The organism is Rhabdaerophilum sp. SD176 (assembly GCF_030143245.1).
In the GTDB taxonomy this organism is placed as follows: Bacteria; Pseudomonadota; Alphaproteobacteria; order Rhizobiales; family Beijerinckiaceae; genus Rhabdaerophilum.
Window position 1 is genome coordinate 38,942 of the sequence record NZ_JARJNS010000001.1, and the last position, 18,952, is coordinate 57,893.

17 protein-coding genes are annotated in these 18,952 nt (G+C 66.0%); 2 read left to right on the forward strand and 15 right to left on the reverse strand.

Translation table 11 applies throughout. The features are described from left to right. Nucleotide 1 precedes the first annotated feature (1 nt). Complete coding sequence (gene phnN, locus P0652_RS00195) at nt 2-574, reverse strand: phosphonate metabolism protein/1,5-bisphosphokinase (PRPP-forming) PhnN (protein WP_284176728.1); 573 nt, start codon at nt 572-574, stop codon at nt 2-4. Here phnN and P0652_RS00200 point away from each other — a divergent pair. Next, nucleotides 573-1,202 carry an LbetaH domain-containing protein gene (locus tag P0652_RS00200; RefSeq protein ID WP_284176729.1) on the forward strand — a complete coding sequence of 210 codons (630 nt, stop codon included), beginning with the start codon at nt 573-575 and terminating at the stop codon, nt 1,200-1,202. The two genes, phnN and P0652_RS00200, sit on opposite strands and share 2 nt — an antisense overlap. A 217-nt stretch (nt 1,203-1,419) precedes the next feature. Further along, on the forward strand, nt 1,420-3,216 hold the full coding sequence (locus P0652_RS00205; RefSeq protein ID WP_284176730.1) for an ABC transporter ATP-binding protein/permease: 1,797 nt from the start codon (nt 1,420-1,422) through the stop codon (nt 3,214-3,216). Between the two features lie 4 nt (nt 3,217-3,220). On the opposite strand, the gene P0652_RS00210 is transcribed toward P0652_RS00205, so the two are convergent. The 14 genes from P0652_RS00210 to P0652_RS00275 all read right to left on the reverse strand — a co-directional run bounded on the left by P0652_RS00210 (nt 3,221) and on the right by P0652_RS00275 (nt 18,876). Continuing rightward, nucleotides 3,221-4,552 carry an MFS transporter gene (locus tag P0652_RS00210; RefSeq protein WP_284176731.1) on the reverse strand — a complete coding sequence of 444 codons (1,332 nt, stop codon included), beginning with the start codon at nt 4,550-4,552 and terminating at the stop codon, nt 3,221-3,223. 52 nt (nt 4,553-4,604) lie between these two features. Continuing rightward, nucleotides 4,605-5,213, reverse strand: a complete 609-nt coding sequence (gene leuD / locus P0652_RS00215; RefSeq protein WP_284176732.1) for a 3-isopropylmalate dehydratase small subunit — start codon at nt 5,211-5,213, stop codon at nt 4,605-4,607. Between the two features lie 3 nt (nt 5,214-5,216). Then, nucleotides 5,217-6,617, reverse strand: a complete 1,401-nt coding sequence (gene leuC, locus P0652_RS00220; RefSeq protein ID WP_284176734.1) for a 3-isopropylmalate dehydratase large subunit — start codon at nt 6,615-6,617, stop codon at nt 5,217-5,219. Between the two features lie 9 nt (nt 6,618-6,626). Further along, nucleotides 6,627-7,232 carry a cysteine hydrolase family protein gene (locus P0652_RS00225; RefSeq protein ID WP_284176735.1) on the reverse strand — a complete coding sequence of 202 codons (606 nt, stop codon included), beginning with the start codon at nt 7,230-7,232 and terminating at the stop codon, nt 6,627-6,629. Continuing rightward, complete coding sequence (locus tag P0652_RS00230; RefSeq protein WP_284176736.1) at nt 7,232-9,295, reverse strand: hydantoinase/oxoprolinase family protein; 2,064 nt, start codon at nt 9,293-9,295, stop codon at nt 7,232-7,234. The genes P0652_RS00225 and P0652_RS00230 overlap by 1 nt, the downstream gene beginning before the upstream one ends. Next, nucleotides 9,292-11,031 carry a hydantoinase B/oxoprolinase family protein gene (locus P0652_RS00235; protein WP_284176737.1) on the reverse strand — a complete coding sequence of 580 codons (1,740 nt, stop codon included), beginning with the start codon at nt 11,029-11,031 and terminating at the stop codon, nt 9,292-9,294. Before P0652_RS00235 ends, P0652_RS00230 begins: the two co-directional genes overlap by 4 nt. Continuing rightward, complete coding sequence (locus P0652_RS00240; RefSeq protein WP_284176738.1) at nt 11,028-11,915, reverse strand: isocitrate lyase/PEP mutase family protein; 888 nt, start codon at nt 11,913-11,915, stop codon at nt 11,028-11,030. Before P0652_RS00240 ends, P0652_RS00235 begins: the two co-directional genes overlap by 4 nt. Beyond that, nucleotides 11,912-13,297: an MmgE/PrpD family protein gene (locus tag P0652_RS00245; protein ID WP_284176739.1), complete on the reverse strand. Its 1,386-nt coding sequence runs from the start codon at nt 13,295-13,297 to the stop codon at nt 11,912-11,914. The genes P0652_RS00240 and P0652_RS00245 overlap by 4 nt, the downstream gene beginning before the upstream one ends. 2 nt (nt 13,298-13,299) lie before the next feature. Beyond that, nucleotides 13,300-14,001 (reverse strand): ABC transporter ATP-binding protein, encoded by a 702-nt coding sequence (locus tag P0652_RS00250; protein WP_284176740.1) that lies wholly within the window; start codon nt 13,999-14,001, stop codon nt 13,300-13,302. Further along, nucleotides 13,994-14,758: an ABC transporter ATP-binding protein gene (locus P0652_RS00255; RefSeq protein WP_284176741.1), complete on the reverse strand. Its 765-nt coding sequence runs from the start codon at nt 14,756-14,758 to the stop codon at nt 13,994-13,996. The genes P0652_RS00250 and P0652_RS00255 overlap by 8 nt, the downstream gene beginning before the upstream one ends. After that, nucleotides 14,755-15,747 (reverse strand): branched-chain amino acid ABC transporter permease, encoded by a 993-nt coding sequence (locus P0652_RS00260; RefSeq protein ID WP_284176742.1) that lies wholly within the window; start codon nt 15,745-15,747, stop codon nt 14,755-14,757. Before P0652_RS00260 ends, P0652_RS00255 begins: the two co-directional genes overlap by 4 nt. Continuing rightward, nucleotides 15,744-16,616: a branched-chain amino acid ABC transporter permease gene (locus tag P0652_RS00265; RefSeq protein WP_349774959.1), complete on the reverse strand. Its 873-nt coding sequence runs from the start codon at nt 16,614-16,616 to the stop codon at nt 15,744-15,746. Before P0652_RS00265 ends, P0652_RS00260 begins: the two co-directional genes overlap by 4 nt. A gap of 84 nt (nt 16,617-16,700) precedes the next feature. After that, nucleotides 16,701-17,918 (reverse strand): ABC transporter substrate-binding protein, encoded by a 1,218-nt coding sequence (locus P0652_RS00270; RefSeq protein WP_284176744.1) that lies wholly within the window; start codon nt 17,916-17,918, stop codon nt 16,701-16,703. A 121-nt stretch (nt 17,919-18,039) separates the two neighbouring features. After that, nucleotides 18,040-18,876: a GntR family transcriptional regulator gene (locus P0652_RS00275; RefSeq protein WP_284176745.1), complete on the reverse strand. Its 837-nt coding sequence runs from the start codon at nt 18,874-18,876 to the stop codon at nt 18,040-18,042. Nucleotides 18,877-18,952: the final 76 nt, after the last annotated feature.

An 18,952-nucleotide genomic window follows, 5' to 3' on the forward strand; every position in this document is an offset into this window, starting at 1 on the left:
GTCAATCCGCCTCGGCCCGGATCAGGGCAATAAAGGCTTCGGCAACCTCGGCGAGCGGCCGGTCATTGGCGAGGCGCAGATGGCGCGCCCGCGTCACGACAAGCGGCGCCTCGCGGGCCAGCCGGGCCTCGATCGCCGCCGCGCTCTCGCGCCCGCGCGTAGCGAGCCTTTGCGCCAGAATCGCTGGCGGCGCCGTGATCTCGATCACAGCCAAGCGCTCGAAAACGCCTTCTGCCACCGGGATCTCGCGTCGAGAAAGGTTGACGAGCATCACGCGTCCCGCGGCGACCTCATCCAGCACATCGGCCGGAATGCCGTAGTCGAGCCCATGGGCATGCCAGTGCAACGCGAAGGCGCCATTCGCACGGGCTTCGGCAAATTCTGCTTCCGTCATCGGGACATGCGCTTCTCCGCCGGCCTCGCGCGGGCGGGTGATCACGCGGGTTACGAAGCCGAAGCGCGGCTCATTTTGCAAAGCAAGGCGAGCCGCATCCATCAACGTATCCTTGCCGACACCGGAAGGCCCCACCACGGCAACGACGCAACCAGAGGGCAAGGAAGAGGAGGCTGACATGGCAGGCAAGAAACTCGGGCTGGAGCCGCTGATCGATGCTACCGCGAATGTCCGGCAGGCAACCCTCGGGCGTTACACGGAAATCGGCGCCCGGACCAGCTTCGTCGAATCCAGCATGGGCGATTACTCCTACGTCGTGAATGACTCGAATGTCATTTATACGACGATCGGGAAATTCTGCTCGATCGCCGCCCATACCCGCATCAACCCGGGCAATCACCCGATGCATCGCGCCACGCAGGCGCATTTTACCTATCGCGCCTCGGCCTATTTCGATGATGCGGAAGATGAGGCGGCCTTCTTCGACTGGCGCCGCAGCCATGCCGTGACGATCGGGCATGATGTCTGGATCGGCCATGGCGCGATCATCCTTGCTGGCCGCACCATTGGCACCGGCGCCGTGGTTGCCGGCGGCGCCATCGTCACGAAGGATGTGCCGGATTATACGATCGTGGCTGGCAACCCCGCACGGATCATCCGCCGCCGCTTTCCGGAGGCGATCGCCGAGCGCCTGCATCGCCTCGCCTGGTGGGACTGGGACCACGCCACCCTGCGCGGGGCGCTCGACGATTTCCGGAACCTCCCGGTCGAGGCTTTTCTGGAGCGCCATGAACGGCAGGCGGCCTGATCACAGACCTGTGCCGATGATGTGTGACGACATTGATCGACCAGACGGCGAGTGTTCCCGTCCTGAACGGTTGATTGTTCATCCGCCGTTGCATTAGCCTCAGCGATAGTCACGCGTGGATGCTGGGGGGCATCGTGAAAAAGGGCACCAAGGGGGGCATGTCGATGCGGCGCCATGCGCGAAATCGGGCCGGGCCGGCACAGGAAAACTGTTCCTGATGGCCGGAACGCAAACCGAGACGAGGCCGCCCGAGCGGTTCCTCACCCTGTGCCGGGGCTTCTGGAAAGGCCGCACCGCCCCTCTCGCCTGGGGCCTTAGCCTCGGTCTGATTGCACTCGTGTTGCTGACGCTCGGCGCACAGGTGGCAATGAATTCGTGGCACCGCACCTTCTTCGATGCGCTGGAAAACAAGAACTGGCCTGCGCTGGTTGGCGCCATGTGGATGCTGCCGCTCTTCGTTTTCTGGTACACGGCGGTGATGACGGGGCAGGTCCTGTCGCGCATGTCGCTCCAGTTGCGCTGGCGCGAATGGCTGACGGAATTCCTGCTTTCCCGCTGGATCGACCGCCAGCGCTATTACCGCCTGCAATTCACGCTGGTCGATCAGGGCGCGCCGGAATACCGGATCGCCGAGGATGTCCGCCTCGCGATTGACCAGCTTGTCGATTTTGTCCTCGGCTTTCTCGGCGCGGTCTTTTCGGCCATCACTTTCGCAGCAATCCTCTGGCAGGTTGCGGGCTCCTACAGCTTCAAGATCGGCAACGCGAGCATCACCATCCCCGCCTATATGGCGGTGGCGGCGGTCCTCTATGCCGCCATCGTCACGGCACTGATCACCTGGGTCGGACGGCCCCTGATTGACCGCGTTGCCTTCAAGAACGAGCGCGAGGCCCGGTTCCGGGCAGACATGACCCGCCTGCGCGAGAATGCCGAGAGCGTCGCGCTGATGCGCGGCGATCCCGGCGAGCGGGCCACCATCCGCACCCGTTTCGACGAGGTGCGTTCGGCCTGGTTCTCGATCATCCGGCAGCAGGGTATTGTCGGCCTCGTGCTGAACACCAACGGCGCGCTGTTCCCGCTGCTGCCGGTTCTGCTGGTCACGCCGAAATACCTGTCTGGCGCGCTCACCCTGGGCGCCGTGATGCAGGTTGTCGCGGCCTTCACGGCAGTGCAGGCGGCGTTGATCTGGTTTGTCGACCATTTCGTGAAGATCGCCGAATGGTACGCGTCCGTCCGCCGTGTCGACGAGTTGCTCGATGCGCTGGGCGATCTGGACCTGGCGCCGCCACCGCAGGCCGGCCCGGGCATCCGGATCGACACGCATCCTGGCCGGGCAATTCTTCTCGAAAACCTCGAGGTGCTGCACCGGACCGGCGTGACCGTCATCGCGGAATCCAGCGTCCGGATCGAACAGGGCGAGAAAGTCCTGTTCAGCGGAGCCAGCGGCACCGGGAAATCGACCCTGATCCGCGCCTTGGCCGGGCTCTGGCCCTGGGGTGCCGGGCGGATCCGGCTGCCGGAAGGCGCCCGCATCGCCTTCGTGCCGCAGAAAGCCTATATTCCGACAGGCACGCTGCGGCAGGTCCTGGCCTATCCGATGCCGTCGCACAATTTCACCAGTGCGGAGCTGGCCGAAGCACTCCGTCGCTGCGGGCTGGGAGACATTGCAGGCCGTCTTGATGAGGTCGAGCATTGGGACAGCGTGCTCTCCGGCGGCGAGAGGCAGCGCCTGGCCTTTGCCCGCGTGCTTCTGGCCCAGCCGGATATCCTGATCCTCGACGAGGCCACCTCGGCGCTGGATGAAACCGGTCAGGAGGAAGTACTCCGGCTGATCAGCGAGGCTTTTGCACAGGCCACGGTGATCAGCGTCGGTCATCGCACAGGCCTCGCCGCTTATCACGAGCGCCGGATCACGCTGATCGGCCGCGAGACGGGCGCCATCCTCTCTTCGCGGGCCATCAAGCGGCCGCGCAAATGGAACGACGTCCAGATGGACCTCACCAAGACCGGCTAGGGCCTCAAGCCAGCCGACCCTCTATCTGACCACGGATTCGCTCCTGCGTGGCGGCATCAACCGGAAAGTTCCACATCAGCCCGATTGCGACGAGCTTGAGCAGGACCGGCAGCCCGGCATAGAGGAAGGCCAGCATGCCCAGCCCGGTGCTGCCCTTGCCCTGCGCGTCGAACCCCGCCCAGCCGAGCAGCGGAAAGGCCAGCCCGACAGCAAGCGCCAGCGCCAGTTTTGTCGCCAGCCCCCAGAAGGCCAGATAGAGGCCGGAACGCTGGGAACCGGATTCAGCGGTATCAAGATCGATGACATCCGCCTGCTGTGCGCCGGGCAGGATCATGTCTGCCCCAAGGGCAAGCCCGGTCACAATGCAGACGATGGCGAAAGCCGTCACCGCCCCGGCATCAAGGAACACCGCCGGCAGGAAGCCGGCGCAAGCGAGGATCATCGCATAGCACCAGCTCCGGTGCTTCCCGATTCGTTTCGACAGCCAGAGCCAGAATGGCACGCCGATGACCCCGCAGAGAAAGTAAAGCACCAGCAGCGGGCCCTGCGCGGCCTCGGCGCCGAGCACCCGGCCGACATAGAAGAGGAACAGGGTTGCCGGCAGGCCATTGGCGAGGCCGTTGAAGAAGAACGCAGCCAGCAGACGCTGGAACGGCCGGTTGGCCTTCAGGAAGGGCAGGCCCTCGCGGAAGGATAGCGCGCGGGCGGAACGGTCGACCGGCTCGGGCACGGCCACGAGACAGGCCAGCGTGGCAACCGGCAGGAGAATGACAAGCACGAGCGCGAAGGCATCCAGCACAGGTCGCAGCGAGCCCGGCTTCTGCAGGGCACCGGCGAGCGCAATCGCCGCGAAAGTGCCGAGCACGACCAGCGTTTCGCGGAACGCCATGACGCGCGTCCGGCCCGCATAACTGGAGGAAAGTTCGGCGCCCCACGCATTGTAGGGCACGAGCATGGCTGTCCAGGCAAGGGAAAGCGCCGTGCCCCAGAGGAAGAGGTAGCCGGCGCCGGCATCGGCCGGCGGCACGAAGACGAGATAGCCAGCCATTGCGGTAGGCAGGACCGCCAGCGCGACCCAGATCCGGCGGCGGCCGAAGCGCGAGCGGGTGCCATCGGCGAGATGCCCGGCCAGCGGGTCGGAAAAGGCATCGATAACCCTTACGAGCAGCAGCGCCAGCCCGACCGCCTGCAAAGGCGCGCCAAGCTCCTCGGCATAGAATTTCGGCACGATGACGTAGAGCGGCAGCGTCAGGATCGCGAGCGGGAAGGCCGGCAGCGCATAGGCCAGCAACCGGAGGGCAGAGGGTTCGCTGGCGGGCGAGGGGGGCGCGGGCATCGGCAATTCCTGTGAGGATCTGCCCGGCTTACGTGCCGCGCGCGCGAACCGATCAGCCCGGCAGGATCCACGGCGCCTCCGCAATGCGCCGGGCCCGGAAAGCGGTAATCTCGCCGGCATGGCGGCGCGTCAGGTCGAGATCGTCCCAGCCATTGAGCAATTGCAGCCGGCGCACGGCATCGATGGCAAACGGGAAGGACCGATGACCGATCTCGATCCGCAGGTCTTCGAGATCGACCTTGAGGCGTGGATGCTCGGCGCCTTCCAGCAAAGCGAGGATCGTCTCGGCATCTTCCGGGCTGACCTGCGCCGGCAGAAGGCCGTTCTTGACGGCATTCGAGGCGAAGATATCGCCGAAGGACGGAGCGATCACGCAGCGTATGCCAAAATCCCACAGCGCATAGACCGCCGCCTCGCGTGAGGAGCCGGTACCGAAATTCCGCCGCGCGACAACAATCGCCGCCCCGGCATGGCGGGCCTCGTCGAGCATAAAGCCGAGGCTCTGCCCATCCGGACCGAAGCGGAGATCATGCAGCAGGAAGCGGCCATAGCCCTCGCTGCGCGGCCGGCTCATGAAACGGGCAGGGATGAGCTGGTCCGTATCGACATTGGCGAGGCCGAGCGGGCAGGTGGTGGCTTCAAGATGGATGAAACGTTCCATGGATCAGCCTCCGGCCAACTTGCGCAGGTCCGTCAGCCGCCCGGTAACGGCAGCTGCGGCGACCATGGCCGGCGACATCAGATGCGTCCGGGCATCCTTGCCCTGCCGGCCGCGGAAATTCCGGTTCGTCGTCGATGCGCACCGTTCGCCAGCGGCAACAAGGTCACCATTCATGCCGACACACATGGAACAGCCGGAATCCGCCCATTCCAGCCCGGCCTCTCGGAAGATCAGGTCGAGCCCCTCGCGCTCGGCCTGCGCTTTCACGCGCGACGATCCGGGCGAAACCAGCCCGGGCACGATGGCCTTGCGGCCCCGCAGGACAGAAGCCGCCGCCCGCAGATCCTCGATCCGCGCATTGGTGCAGGAACCGATGAAGACCCGGTCGACCCTGACATCCTCGAGCCGCATCCCCGCTTCAAGTCCCATATAGTCGATGGCCTGCTGCAGATAGCCGGCGCGGGCGGGATCGGTTTCTTCCGCAGGGTCCGGCACCCGGGCATTGATCGGCAGGGCATCCTCGGGGCTCACACCCCAGGTGACAAGCGGCGCGATGGCCGAGGCGTCGAGCGCAATGTCACGGTCAAAGACCGCGTCCGGATCGCTGGCAAGGCCACGCCAGACCGCTTCTGCCCGATCGAACGCTTCTCCCTCCGGTGCGAGCGGCCGGCCCTGGAGATAGGCGAAGGTCACGGTATCGGGCGCAACCATGGCGCAGCGTGCACCGGCCTCGATCGACATGTTGCAAAGCGTCAGCCGCCCTTCCATGGACAGCGCGGAAATCACCTCGCCGGCATATTCCAGCGCGTGGCCCCGCGCGCCATCGGCGCCGATCGTGCGGATCACATGCAAGGCAAGGTCCTTGGCGCTGAGGCCGGGCGCCAGTGTGCCTTCGATCCGGATCCGCATGCGTTTCGGCTTCCGCTGCCAGAGCGTTTGCGTCATCAGCACATGCGCCACTTCCGACGCGCCGATCCCGAAGGCATAGGCGCCGAGCGCGCCGTGGGTGGAGGTGTGGCTGTCACCGCAGACGACAAGCAGGCCGGGCAGGGTCAGCCCCTGTTCCGGCCCCACGACATGGACAATCCCCTGATCGGGATCCTCGAGGCCGAAGAGCCGGAAACCATGCCGCGCGGCGTTGGCGGAAAGCCGCTCGACCATGCCGGCAATCTCCGGATTGTCGATCGCGGGGCGGTTCCGCGTGGGCACGTAATGATCGGCCACGCCGAAGGTCAGGGCCGGTTCGGCCACGGGCAGGCCGCGCGCCTCCACCTGCCGGAAAGCATGGTGCGAACCCTCATGCACGAAATGCCGGTCGACCCAGAGCAGGCTCTCGCCATCCTCGCGCGTGACGATGACATGGCTGTCCCATACCTTGTCGAAAAGCGTCCGGGCCTGTTTCATCGGCGCGCCTTATCCGATTTCCGCCAGCATCTCGGCAATGGTGGCGATGCGGGCCACCGGGCGCAAGGCCTCGATGGCCGTCCGGTGGGTTTCCGGCGAGAAGGCCGCACAGCCATCCTCGAGCACGATGGCGTCGATATCCCGCACATGCGCCTCGCGCACGGTCGAGGCGACACCGCCATTGGTCACGATACCCGCCACAACAAGCTGGCTGATACCGGTCTTGCGCAAAACCCATTCGAGGCGGCTCATATAGAACGCCGAATAGGCGACCTTCTCCACCGCGATATCCACCGGCTGCAGCGCATCCACCGTACGCTGCCCCCAGCTGCCCGGGGCAAAATCGCCCTTGGCGAGGAAGGGCCGGAGCTGCTTCAGATGCGGTGAGATGATCGGCTCACCGCCCCGGCCCGGCACCAGCGTGAACTGGGTGGCCAGAACCGGCGCGCCGTTTCGGCGGAAGGCCTCCGCCAGCGGCGCCAGCCGGGCAGGCAGGGCGGCGATCTCCGCCGCCCCCTGGCCCGCGCGTCCATAGGCCCCCTTCGGATCGAGGAAATCGTTCTGCAGGTCCACCAGAAGGAGGCCCGCTTTGGCCAGGTCGAATGGCGCGGCCATCAGCTGTCCCTTTCCACGATGAGATTGCCGAAGGCATCAACCCGCGCCGCGAGCCCGGGATCCACGACAATCGTGGAATCCGGTTGTTCGAGAATGGCCGGACCGGCGATCCGCGCCCCGACCGGCAGGTCGAGCCGGGCATAGATGGCCGTGTCATGCCAACCACCGGCAAACCAGACCGGCCGCGTGCCGGTCCGTGCCCCTTCAAGCGTGGTCGTACCGGAAGGCGCGAGCGCCGCGAGGTCGAATTCGGGCCTGCGGCCGATGGCCGCCGTACGGAGATTGACGACTTTCACCGGGATTCCAGGGAGCAACCGCGAGAAAGCCCGCGAATAGGCCGCCTCGAAGGCCGCGCGAACATCAGCCTCGGTGAGCTCGACCCTCCCGCCCTGCAAGGTGGCGGCCAGCGGAACGGCAACCGTATGCGTCTGCCCGAGATAATGCATGTCGAGCTCATAGGCGATGTCGATCCGCGTGACCGAGAGCGAGGCGCAAGCCACCACCGCGCGGGCCGCCTCGCCGGTCTCGACCATCCGGCGTGTCAACGCGCCGGTATCGAGCCCGTCGAGCATGAGATTGACCGTCGCCACCTCGTCATGCCGGATATCTGCAATGATGCAGCCCAACGCCGAGGTAATCCCGGGATAGCGCGGCACCAGCGCCGAGCGCAGGCCGACCTCATGGATCAGCGCTCCGACATGCAGCGCACCGCCGCCGCCAAAGGGTACGGCGGTGAATTTTGTCGGATCATGGCCGCGCTCGATGGAGACGAGCCGGATCGCCCCGGCCATTTTCGCGTTCGCGACCCGGACAATCGCCTCGGCCGCCGCCTCGACCGAAAGACCCAGCCTGTCTCCGATCGAAGCGCCGATGGCCGCCCGCGCGGCTTCCACATCGAGCCGCTTCAGCTTTCCGCCGATCGGCTTGTCGGCATTGATCCGCCCGAGCACAATATTCGCATCGGTCAGCGTCGGGCGGGTATTGCCCTGCGCATAGGCGACAGGGCCCGGCCGCGAGCCTGCGCTTTCCGGCCCGACGGCAAGCAGACCGCCCTTGTCGACATGGGCAATCGAGCCACCGCCGGCCCCGATCGTGGTGATTTCGATCATCGGCGTCCGGACGACGAGGCCGAAATCGATCGTCGTCTGCGCCGCCAGAGCGGCCTCGCCGCCGGCGACGAGCGAAACATCGAAGGACGTGCCACCGAGATCGGCGGTCACGATATCCGGGAAACCGGCCGCGCGGGCAATCGCCGCCGCCGCGATAACCCCGGCCGCCGGGCCTGAAAGCGCGGTGCGGACCGGGAATTTCCGGGCCACCGCGGTCGACATCACCCCGCCATTGGACTGGACGATATGGAAGGACCCGCCGAACCCGTCCGCCGCCAGCGCGTTTTCCAGCTTGGCCAGATAGGACGCCACAACCGGCTGGAGATAGGCATTGAGCGCCAGCGTGGAAGTGCGCTCGAATTCGCGGATCTCCGGCAGCAACTGGTGCGAGGCCGCGACATGGTCATTCGGCCAGACCGCCTTCACCGCTGCATAGGCGGCTTTCTCGTTGGCCGGATTGGCATAGGCATTGATGAAGACGATGGCCACGGCCTCGGCCCCTGCGGCCAGCAACGCGCGCGCAGCCTCCTGGCATTCCGAAGCAGAAACGGCCTGCCGCACCGTCCCATCGGCCAGCACGCGCTCGGCAACGCCGAGCCGCATGTCGCGGCTGGCGACAGGTTCGAAATCGCCCCAGAGGCCCCAGGTTTTCGGACGGTCGCGACGGCGCATCTCAAGCACGTCGCGGAAGCCCGCGGTGGTGATCAGCCCGATCCGCGCGCCCTTACGCTCAAGCAGCGCATTCGTGCCGACAGTCGTGCCATGCACGATGGCGCCCAGGCGGGCAATCGCGTCAAGCTGGCGCAGCCCGTCGATGAACCCCACCGCCTCGTCGCCACGGTTCGACGGAACCTTGGCCACGCGGAAGCTGCGGGTGGCCTCGTCGAAATAGGCGAGATCGGTGAACGTGCCGCCGACATCGACACCGACGATCGAGCTCTGGCCCTTGCTCATGATGCCGCCCCGTTTCTCAGCGTGGCCGTTGACGCCGCATCGACATCACCGCCGGCATCGAGCGCCACGCCGTAGACTTCACGCGCCACGTTGGCGCCGATCAACCCCTGCCGGACATCCCGTGCCACTGCGACGGGATCCCGCGCCATCGGCGGCCCCCAGCCGCCCCCGCCGGGCGATTGCAGCCGGATTTCCTGTCCGGGCGCGATCCGGACACCGGTGATCTTCGAGGCCATGGGCGGTGATTGCAGGCCATTCTCGCTTTGCCAATGGAAGAGGTTCAGCGCCCCGGGCTCGCCGCCGGCCACGCCGAACGGCGCATAGCGCCCGCGTTCGCCGAGCAAGGCCACTTCCGCGCCGCCTTCCGCCAGAACCTCGAGCGCGTAGACTGCGCCGACACCGCCGCGATGCTTTCCCGCGCCGGCGCTGTCCGGCCGCAGGCCCCATTCGGTGAACATCACCGGATAGGAGGCTTCGAGAATCTCCGCCGGCGGCATCGTGGCGGTCGAGATCGGGTTGTTGGAATGGTTGAGGCCATCCGTTTCCGGATTGCCGCCCAGCCCGCCACCGAAAAACGAGAACATCACCCAACGATCGCCATTGGCCCGGTGGCCGGCGACGGACAGGGCGTTGATCGTGCCGAAGGGCGCCGCCGTGGCACGGGCAGGATCCGCCTGGGCGAGGGCGCCGAACACCACGCCGATCATCCGCAGGATCGTCTCGGTATAGCCGGCCACGGGGCGCGGCGCAGAAACGCCGAGGAAGCTGTTGTCGGAAATCTCGAAGGTGATCGGCCTCAGGCAGCCGGCATTGGCCGGCACTTCCGTGAAAACATGCTTCAGCGCGACATAGCAGGCTGCGACCGCCGTCGACCGCGCAATATTCACCGGCCCCCGGCAGGCGGGCGAGGAGCGCGAGAAATCGAGCACCATCGTCTCGCCGGCAATCGTCAGGTCGAGCGCGATGGTCAGCCGCTCGTCGGTGATGCCATCATTGTCGAGATAATCCTCGAACGTGTAGGTACCGTCGGGCAAGGCGGCGATGTTGTCGCGCATCAACCGCTCGGCCCGCTGCGAGGCGGCCTCCAGCGCGGCCTCGACAACGGCATCGCCATATTCGTCAATCAAAGCCTGGAACCGCCGCTCGCCAAGATCGAGCGCATTGAGCTGGCCGTTGAGATCGCCCCAGTTGGAACGGGGAACACGGCTGTTGGCCTGAAGGATATCGACGATATCCTGCTGCATCACGCCCTTGCGGAACAGCTTCACCGGCGGGATCAACACGCCTTCCTGGAAGCTCTCCACCGCCTTGGGATTGTAGCCGCCGGGCACATTGCCGCCGATATCGAGCCAATGCCCGACCGAGGCGAGCCAGGCGAAGATCCGCCCCTGCCGCATCAGCGGCTTGACCAGCCGGAAATCGTTGAGATGCGTGCCGCCGGCGTAAGGATCGTTGAACAGGAAGACATCGCCTTCCTCGAGTCCGCCATCCCGTGCCACCTTGTCGATCACCGCCTTCACGGCAAAGGCCATGGCGCCGACGAAGATCGGCAGGCCGTTCTGGCCCTGCACCAGCGTGTCGCCGGTCTCGGGGTGGTAGAGCCCGTGGCAGGCATCGCGCGCCTCCGCGATGATCGGGTTGAAGGCCGAGCGATAGAGCGTGGCGTCCATTTCGTCGGCAATCTGCTCCAGCCGCCCGGTCAGGACGGCGAAGGTCACGGGGTCGAGCGCAATCATGGCTGTCCTTCGTAGCTCTTGCCCAGGGCCAGCATCTCGGGCGTGCCGATCACGGCGTTGAGTTCGTCGAAATCGAACATGGCGTTGCGGAAACCGGCCGTCGTGCCGTTCTGCAGGAGGTTCCCGTAGAAGGCTTGCGCGGCATGGGCGATGGCCCGGACAATCCCGCCGGGGAAGATCACCAGCGCGAAGCCGAGGGCCTCGAGCTCCCGCGCGGCCGTGAGCGGCGTGCGCCCGCCCTCGACCATGTTCGCCATCAGCGGCAACGTGCCCTTGAGCGCCTCGGTGATGCGGGCCAGTTCCTCGACGCTGCCCGGCGCTTCGACGAAAAGCGCATCCGCGCCGCTCTCGGCATAGAGCGCTGCCCGGTCGATCGCGGCGGAAAACCCTTCGACGGCAATCGCATCGGTCCGGGCGATGATCAGCGTTTCGGCGGAATGGCGGGCATCGGCGGCAGCACGCAGCTTGCCGGCCATGTCGGCGGGCGAGATCAGCGTCTTGTCGGAGAGATGGCCGCAGCGCTTCGGATAGGCCTGGTCCTCGATCTGCAGCGCATTGGCGCCCGCCCGCTCGAACAGGCGCATCGTCCGCTGCATGTTCAGCGCATTGCCATAACCGTTATCGGCATCGACGATGAGCGACGTCGGCACGCGGTCGCGGATCAGGGCGATCGTCTCGACCACCTCGTTCATCGAGACGAGGCCGATATCGGGCCGGCCAAGCCGCGTATAGGCAATGGCCGCACCCGAGAGATACAGCGCCTCTGCCCCCGCATCGGTGGCGATGGAGGCGCTGAGCGCATCATAGATGCCGGGCGCGAGCAGGATCGGCCGGCGGTTCAGCCGTGCCTTCAGCCCGGGAATGTCATGTCCGTTCTGGCTCATGAGAGGGCCTCGCCAAGCGTGAGGAAAGCGCGGGTGGAGGGAAGGGTTTCAAGCGCGAGAGCCTGGGTGACCACCGCCTCCGCGCGCCGGGGACCAAGGAGCGGGTCGGCGATTTCGCGGAATTTGGCAATCACATCATCGGCGCTGTAGGGATCCTCGGTATCGCCCCTGTTGGTGCGGACCTCCGCGACGAGGCTCTCGCCGGAGGTGAGCGTCACCGTAACCCGTGCCGGCCGCAAGCCGGGCAGCATCGCGGTGAGGGAGGGGTCTTCCTGCACCTCGACCCGCCGGGCAAGGGCGCGTGTGGTCTCGTCCGCCCGGGCGGCGTCGCGGAACGCATCCAATGTCGCCGCGCCGTTGACGATCGTCGTCGCAAGCCCGAAGGGCAGCGAGAATTTCGCGGCGAGCATGTTGTCCGGCGCCGGATGGTCGAGCTGCGCCGCCCAGACATAGGTCTCGACCCGGATGGCGCGGATGGCATCCGGCTGAAGCGGCTTCCCGTGCTGCCGCGTGATCTCCATCAGCGCGTCGATGGCACCATGGGTGTAGCGGCAGGCGGCATGGCGCTTGAAATAGTTCCGGGCGACTTCCCAGCGCGTGCCGAGCGCCTCGGTCATCACCGCCGGCTCCCAGTTTTCGGCGGCAATCCCGCCATAGACCGAGCCCACACCGTCCGCCTCTCCCGTAAAGCCGGCTTCGGCAAGCTCCCAGGCCATCAGCCCGAGCATATTGGAAAAGCCGGCATAGCTGTTCCGGATGGTTGCCCCTTCCAGCATGGTCCGGCGGCTTGTCGTCAGGCCGAGCGAGGAGGCGACATTGATCGTCGAGAGCATCCGGCCCGGCCCGGCGCGGTTCAGCGCCGCCACGCCGAGCGCCGCCCCCACGACACCCCAGGTGCCGTGCGGATGCATGGTCACACGCAGTTTCGAGGCCATGCCGATGCGGGCACCGATCTCGTAGCCGAGGATCAGGGCCCGGAGGAAGGCCGCACCGGAAACATCGCGCAGCCGGGCCGAGGCCATCAGGGCCGGGAAGACATGGATCCCCGGATGGCCGCGCGCATACTGGTTGCCTTCGTCGATCTCCAGCATCGTGCCGGCTGTGCCGTCGAGGAAGGCCTCCAGCGCCGGCGATCCGGATTTCCGCGCCTTGAAGCTCTTGCCGAGCCGCCGCGCGGCCTGCTGCACTTCCGGCTCCGTCCGGCCGGCGAGGATCGCGCCGAGGCAATCCAAAGCCACCAGCCGCGCGCGGCTGACCGCCTCTGGAGACATGTCCCGCAATTTCGTCCGGGAGGCGAAGCGGCTCCATTGCCGCAACCATGCCGGGTGCTTGCCGGTAACGAGGCGGGAGGCGGGAACCACGCCATGGGACAGCGTTTTCATCGTCACATCCCCAGATAGGTCTTCTCGAGTTCGGGATCGCGCGCCAGAACGCTGGCCTCGCCTGACAGCGCAACGGCGCCATTGGCAAGGACATAGGCGCGGGCGGCGAGTTCGAGCGATTGCACGACATTCTGCTCGACCAGCATCACCGCCAGCCCCTGTGCCGCAATGCTGGCAATGAGCTGGAACAGCTCTTCGACCAGCAGCGGCGACAGGCCGAGCGAGGGCTCGTCAAGGATCAGCAGCTTCGGCTCGGCCATCAGGCCGCGCCCGATCGCCAGCATCTGCTGCTCGCCGCCGGAAAGCGTGCCGGCAAACTGCCCCTCGCGCTCGCGAAGGCGCGGGAAGGTGGTAAAAGCCTGCTCGAGATTGCGGTTCCGGTTGGCCCGGGCACGGCGATAGGCGCCGAGTTCGAGGTTTTCCCGCACGGTCATGTTGGGAAAGATCTTGCGTCCCTCGGGAACATGGATCAGCCCGCGCGCGACAATGCCGGCGGCATCCAGCCGCTCGATCGCCTCGCCCTCAAAACGGATGCTCCCGCGATCCGGGCGGATCAGGCCGGAAAGCGCACGGTTCAGCGTGGTCTTGCCGACGCCGTTTGCCCCGAGCACGGCGACAATCTCGCCCGCGCCGACCGATAGCGACACGCCCCGCAGCACGGGCATGGCGCCATATCCGGCTACCAGATCCTGCACCTCAAGCATGGGACGCTCCCTGCTGGGCCTGCATCCGCTTGGCGGCACCATGACCGAGATAAGCCTCGATCACCTTCGGATCGGACGCCACTTCCGAGGGCCGGCCCTTGGCGATCATCCGGCCCTGCGCGAGCACGGCCACCGTATCGCAGAGCTGCATCACCGCCTGCATCACATGCTCGACGATCAGGATCGTCACGCCGGAATCGCGGATTGCACGGACCACGGGAATCATGTCGCGGATTTCCGACGGGTTGAGGCCCGCAAGAACCTCGTCGAGCAGAAGAAGGCTCGGCTCCGTGGCCAGCGCCCGCGCCATTTCGAGCCGCTTCCGCCCGGCCACGGTGAGATCGCCGGCGGATTGGTCGAGCATCGGGCCAAGGCCGAGGCGCAGGGCGATATCCTCCGCACGCGCCATCGCCGCCTCGCGGCCGGGATGGCGCAGATAGGCGCCTACGGCGATGTTCTCGCGAACGGAAAGCCCGGCAAAGGGCTGCACGATCTGGAAGGTGCGGGCGATGCCGATCTCGGCGCGCCGATGCGCGGGCAGGGCAGTGATATCCCGTCCCCGGAAGGTGACCGCGCCAGCCGTCGGCTCGGCAAAACCGGCAATGACCGTGAAGAATGTCGTCTTGCCGGCGCCATTCGGCCCGATCAGACCGGTGATCGAGCCGGCCTCCACGTCAAGCGAGGCATCATCCACGGCCACGAGCCCGCCGAAGCGCTTCGTGATCCCGGTACAGCGGAGCAGGGGAGTAGCGCTCATGCCCGGCCTCCCCGGAAAGCGGGCAGGATCCGGCGCAGGACGCCGAGCACGCCGCGCGGCGCAAAGGCAACGCAAAGGATCAGCAGCACGCCGAACACCACGAGGTCGATCCCGGGCACCGCGCCGCCGAGCAGCCAGGTGAAGAAGGTCTTGGTAATTTCGCCGAGGCCGAGCAGCAGCACCGCCCCGGCCAGCGGGCCGAACACCGTGCCGATGCCGCCGATGATCGGCGCCAGCAGGGCCTCCACCGAGATCCACGGCCCGAAGGCGAGATTGGCATCGATATAGAGGAATTTCTGCGCATAGAGGCAGCCGGCTGCCGCCGTGATGCCGCCGGAAAGTGTGATCGCCTTCAGTTTGACCGCCAGCGCATCCACGCCGAGCGCCCGCGCGGCATCCTCGTTCTCGCGGACCGCAACGAGATAGGCGCCGAACCGGCTGCGGGCGATCCAGTGCGTCAGCAGCAGCACAAAGGCAACGAAGGACAGCGCAAGCCAGTAGAAGCTCCGCTTGTCGGCGAACTGGAAATTCGCGGCATCGATCCGCAGCGGGATCAGCACGCCGGCGGCGCCTCCGGTGAAGGTGGAAGCATTGGCGAGAATGCGGAACACCTCCGCGAAGGCCAAAGTCACCAGCGCGAAATAGGAGCCGCGCAGCCGCGCCCGGAAGCTGAGATAGCCGAGGATCGTGCCCGTCAGCGCCCCGAGCGCGATGGCGAGCGGCAGGGCCAGCCAGGGGTTGAGCCCGAACCGGACCTGCGCCAGCGCGATGCCGTAGGCGCCCATGCCGAAAAACGCAGCATGGCCGAAGGAGAATTGCCCGCCATAGCCGGCCAGCAGATTCCAGCCCTGCGCTGCCAGTGTGACGATCAGTACGAAGCCGAGGAAATTCAGCGTCGTATTGGCCGAAAATCCGAAGGGCAGAACGGCAAGCGCCACCACCACGATCAGGATCGGCCCGTAGCCGCTGGTGAAGAGCCCGCCTTTCATGCCTTGGCTCCGAACAGGCCGGTCGGCCGGAAGAGCAGCACGACGAGGAAGATCAGGAAAATGCCGATCTGGCCCAGGCTTTCGCCGAAATAGAGGCCGGACAGGCTCTCGACCACGCCGATGATCAGCCCGCCGGCCAATGCACCGCCGATCGAGCCCATCCCGCCAAGGACAACGATGGTGAAGGCCACGAGCACGAAGGCATTGCCGACCCGCGGATTGACGAGGAAAGTCGGCATCAGCAGGCAGGCAGCGATGGCGAGGCATGCCGTGCCGATGCCGAAAGTGACCGCATAGATATGTGCGACATCAATCCCGCAGAGCGCTGCGCCGGTCTTTTCCTTTGCCACGGCCCGGATGGCCTTGCCGGTATCGCTCCGCGCAAGCAGCAGCCAGAGCAGCCCGGCAACGGCAAGAGTGGCAACGAAGGCAATCACCTTTGGCGTCGAGAGGAACAGTGGCCCGACCTCCATGACCGAGAAGCCGTAAGGCACGTCGATGGACCGCGTATCGGAACGGAAAATGGCAAGCAGGGCATTCTCGATGATGATCGAGATGCCCAGGGTCACGAGCAGGATATTGCCATCATCGCCATGGCTGGCCGGGGTGATGACCGCGCGCTGGAGTGCATAGCCGAGCACGAAGAACAGTGGCGTCAGGATGAAGACGGCGATGTACGGATCAAGCCCGAAAGCCTGATGCGCAACGAAAACCGCAAACATGGCGAGTGTCAGCGTCGCGCCATGGGCGAAATTGATGATGTGCAGCACGCCATAGATCAGCGTCAGGCCAAGCGCGATCAGCGCATAGACTGCGCCGGTCAGCAGGCCATTGGCGAGGGCCGAGAGGAAGATGTCGAACTTCAGCATCATCGAACCATGCGAAAGGATGGCGCGGGCGCGAACGCCCACGCTTGAAGCGTAGCCCTCGAGGGGAAAGCCGTCCGAGGGCCGTCAGATCACCGGGAAAACCGGCTTCGCATTGGCAACTTCGGTCGGGAAGATGATCTTGATATCACCGTTCTGGACCTGCGTATTGACGGCGCGCGCCCCGGTGTTCTGGCCATCGACGAACTTGGTCGGGCCATAGGGCATGATGTGGTCGGAGAAGGTCGAGCTGTTCAGCGCCTCGATGATCTTCACCCGGTCGGCCGAACCGGCGCGCTCGATCGCATCCGCCAGCACCAGCACCGACGAATAATTGAGCGGCGTATTGTAGAGCCAGACCTTGCCGGCGCGCTCCACTTCGGCCTTCACATTGGCCGTGCGCGGCTTGCGCATATCGGCCCAGTGGTTGCAGTCCATCACGTTCTCGGCCGCCGTCGGGAATTCCTTCACGAAGCGGAAATTCGACGCTGCGCCATTGAGCACCGCATAGATGCCCTTCGGCTTGATGCGCTGCTGCTGCATCGTGCGGGCGAGCAGCACGAATTCCGAGTAATAGCTCGACGGGATGACGAGATCCGGGTTCAGCGCGCGGATGCGCAGGGCGACATTCGCCATATCGCGCGACGGCGTCGGATGCGCAACGGTTTCCAGAACCTCGAAGCCGCGCTTCGGCAACTCGGCCTGGAGCAGCTTCGCCATGCCCGAGCCGAACAGCCCGTCCTCATGAACGATGACAACCGTCTTCGCCGGCTTGCCGGCAGCGTCGTTGAGCTTCACGAGGTTGTCGAGTGCGGAGGCCGTCACCGAGCCGAAGCCCGGGCCGAAGCGGAAGGTGTTCTTCAGGCCACGCTTCACGATCTGGTCTGAAACGCCGACATCGACGAGATAGGGGATGTCATAGCGCGAGGCGGCCTGGCTGGCGGCCAGGCAGATCGGCGAGGCAAAGCCGCCGACAATGGCCGCAACGCCTTCGGCCTGCATCCGCTCGACTTCCTGCGTGCCGCCTTCCGGGTTCGAACGGGCATCGCCGAACACCATTTCCAGCTTTGCGCCGCCCATCGACTTGATGCCGCCGGCAGCATTGAGTTCCTTGAGGGCGATTTCTGCGCCGAGACGGCCGTATTCGCCATCTTGTGCAAGCGCGCCGGTCACCGGTTGGAGGATGCCGATCTTGATGGCCGGCGCCTGCGCCCGCAGCACGGCAGGCATGCTGATTGTGGCAATCGAACCGAGCGCAGCGGTCTTCAGAAGCGACCGGCGGTCAAAGCCGGAAAGTTTCGTCATGGCACGTTCTCCTCTTGGCGGTCCGGCACAGCCGGTTGGGGTTGTCGCGCGGTCAACGGGACCGGTTTCGATCCGGACAGGCCCGAGGGCCTGCCCCGAAGGTGCATGCCCGGCACGCGCGCTAGAGCGGCGTGATGGACGGACGGCGCAGGTTGCCCCGGCCGGGAATTGGCTTGGCCTCGGCCCCGGGCCGGGTCAGGCTCGAGACGGGGGACCAGCGCCGCTCGGCGCCGATACCGGTCCGGGTCATCTCCATCTGGAAGCTGTGCAGGTCCGGCCGGTACAGGGCGGAGAGATACTCGACGCCTCGGCCGTGATCGTCATAGACCACACGGGTCATGCTGAGCAGCGGCGAGCCGATCTCGACCTGGAGAAGTTCGGCGATTTCCGGCCCGGCAAGGGTGGCGGTCACGGTCTGGCTGGCACGGTCCGCCACGACGCCTGACCGCTCCAGCAGCGTCAACAGCGGCGTGCTGGCCAGATCGGCTTCCGAGTAGGTGACGCCGATCCGCTCCGGCACATAGGTCGTCAGATGCGAGAACGGCGTGTCATCAATGTAGCGGACACGGATAGAATGCTGCACGCGCTCGCCATCAGCAAGTTTCAGCGCCACCGAAACAGCCGGCGGCGATGGCTGGTAGCTGAAGGAGAGCAGCTTGGCCCGGGTGGCCCGACCCATCGCCACGAGATGGGCGAGCATGTTCGAGAGATCACCCACCACGCCCTTGCGCGGCCGCGCATCGAGCACGAAAGTTCCGGCCCCCGGCTGGCGGCGGATCAGCCCGTCCTGCTCAAGCCCTTCGAGCGCACGGCGGATGGTCACACGGGAAAGGCGATGCTGGGCCGCGAGTTGCGGCTCCGAGGGCAGGCGATGCCCGGGAGACAGCACGCCCTTCAGGATCTGCTCCTTCAACAGCAGATACAGGCGTTGCGTCTTGGACGGTTCGATAGCAACCACGACCCGACGGCTCCCTGCTGGATTGTCAGATTTCCAGCTTGTATTTGTATTAGATATAGAACATTTTGCTGTCGTC

What these genes read in the sequence shown, in the direction of transcription:
- P0652_RS00200 (WP_284176729.1), top strand. Translation starts at nt 573, where the DNA reads ATGGCAGGCAAGAAACTCGGGCTGGAGCCGCTGATCGATGCTACCGCG.
- phnN (WP_284176728.1), bottom strand. Translation starts at nt 574, where the DNA reads ATGTCAGCCTCCTCTTCCTTGCCCTCTGGTTGCGTCGTTGCCGTGGTG.
- P0652_RS00205 (WP_284176730.1), top strand. Translation starts at nt 1,420, where the DNA reads ATGGCCGGAACGCAAACCGAGACGAGGCCGCCCGAGCGGTTCCTCACC.
- P0652_RS00210 (WP_284176731.1), bottom strand. Translation starts at nt 4,552, where the DNA reads ATGCCCGCGCCCCCCTCGCCCGCCAGCGAACCCTCTGCCCTCCGGTTG.
- leuD (WP_284176732.1), bottom strand. Translation starts at nt 5,213, where the DNA reads ATGGAACGTTTCATCCATCTTGAAGCCACCACCTGCCCGCTCGGCCTC.
- leuC (WP_284176734.1), bottom strand. Translation starts at nt 6,617, where the DNA reads ATGAAACAGGCCCGGACGCTTTTCGACAAGGTATGGGACAGCCATGTC.
- P0652_RS00225 (WP_284176735.1), bottom strand. Translation starts at nt 7,232, where the DNA reads ATGGCCGCGCCATTCGACCTGGCCAAAGCGGGCCTCCTTCTGGTGGAC.
- P0652_RS00230 (WP_284176736.1), bottom strand. Translation starts at nt 9,295, where the DNA reads ATGAGCAAGGGCCAGAGCTCGATCGTCGGTGTCGATGTCGGCGGCACG.
- P0652_RS00235 (WP_284176737.1), bottom strand. Translation starts at nt 11,031, where the DNA reads ATGATTGCGCTCGACCCCGTGACCTTCGCCGTCCTGACCGGGCGGCTG.
- P0652_RS00240 (WP_284176738.1), bottom strand. Translation starts at nt 11,915, where the DNA reads ATGAGCCAGAACGGACATGACATTCCCGGGCTGAAGGCACGGCTGAAC.
- P0652_RS00245 (WP_284176739.1), bottom strand. Translation starts at nt 13,297, where the DNA reads ATGAAAACGCTGTCCCATGGCGTGGTTCCCGCCTCCCGCCTCGTTACC.
- P0652_RS00250 (WP_284176740.1), bottom strand. Translation starts at nt 14,001, where the DNA reads ATGCTTGAGGTGCAGGATCTGGTAGCCGGATATGGCGCCATGCCCGTG.
- P0652_RS00255 (WP_284176741.1), bottom strand. Translation starts at nt 14,758, where the DNA reads ATGAGCGCTACTCCCCTGCTCCGCTGTACCGGGATCACGAAGCGCTTC.
- P0652_RS00260 (WP_284176742.1), bottom strand. Translation starts at nt 15,747, where the DNA reads ATGAAAGGCGGGCTCTTCACCAGCGGCTACGGGCCGATCCTGATCGTG.
- P0652_RS00265 (WP_349774959.1), bottom strand. Translation starts at nt 16,616, where the DNA reads ATGCTGAAGTTCGACATCTTCCTCTCGGCCCTCGCCAATGGCCTGCTG.
- P0652_RS00270 (WP_284176744.1), bottom strand. Translation starts at nt 17,918, where the DNA reads ATGACGAAACTTTCCGGCTTTGACCGCCGGTCGCTTCTGAAGACCGCT.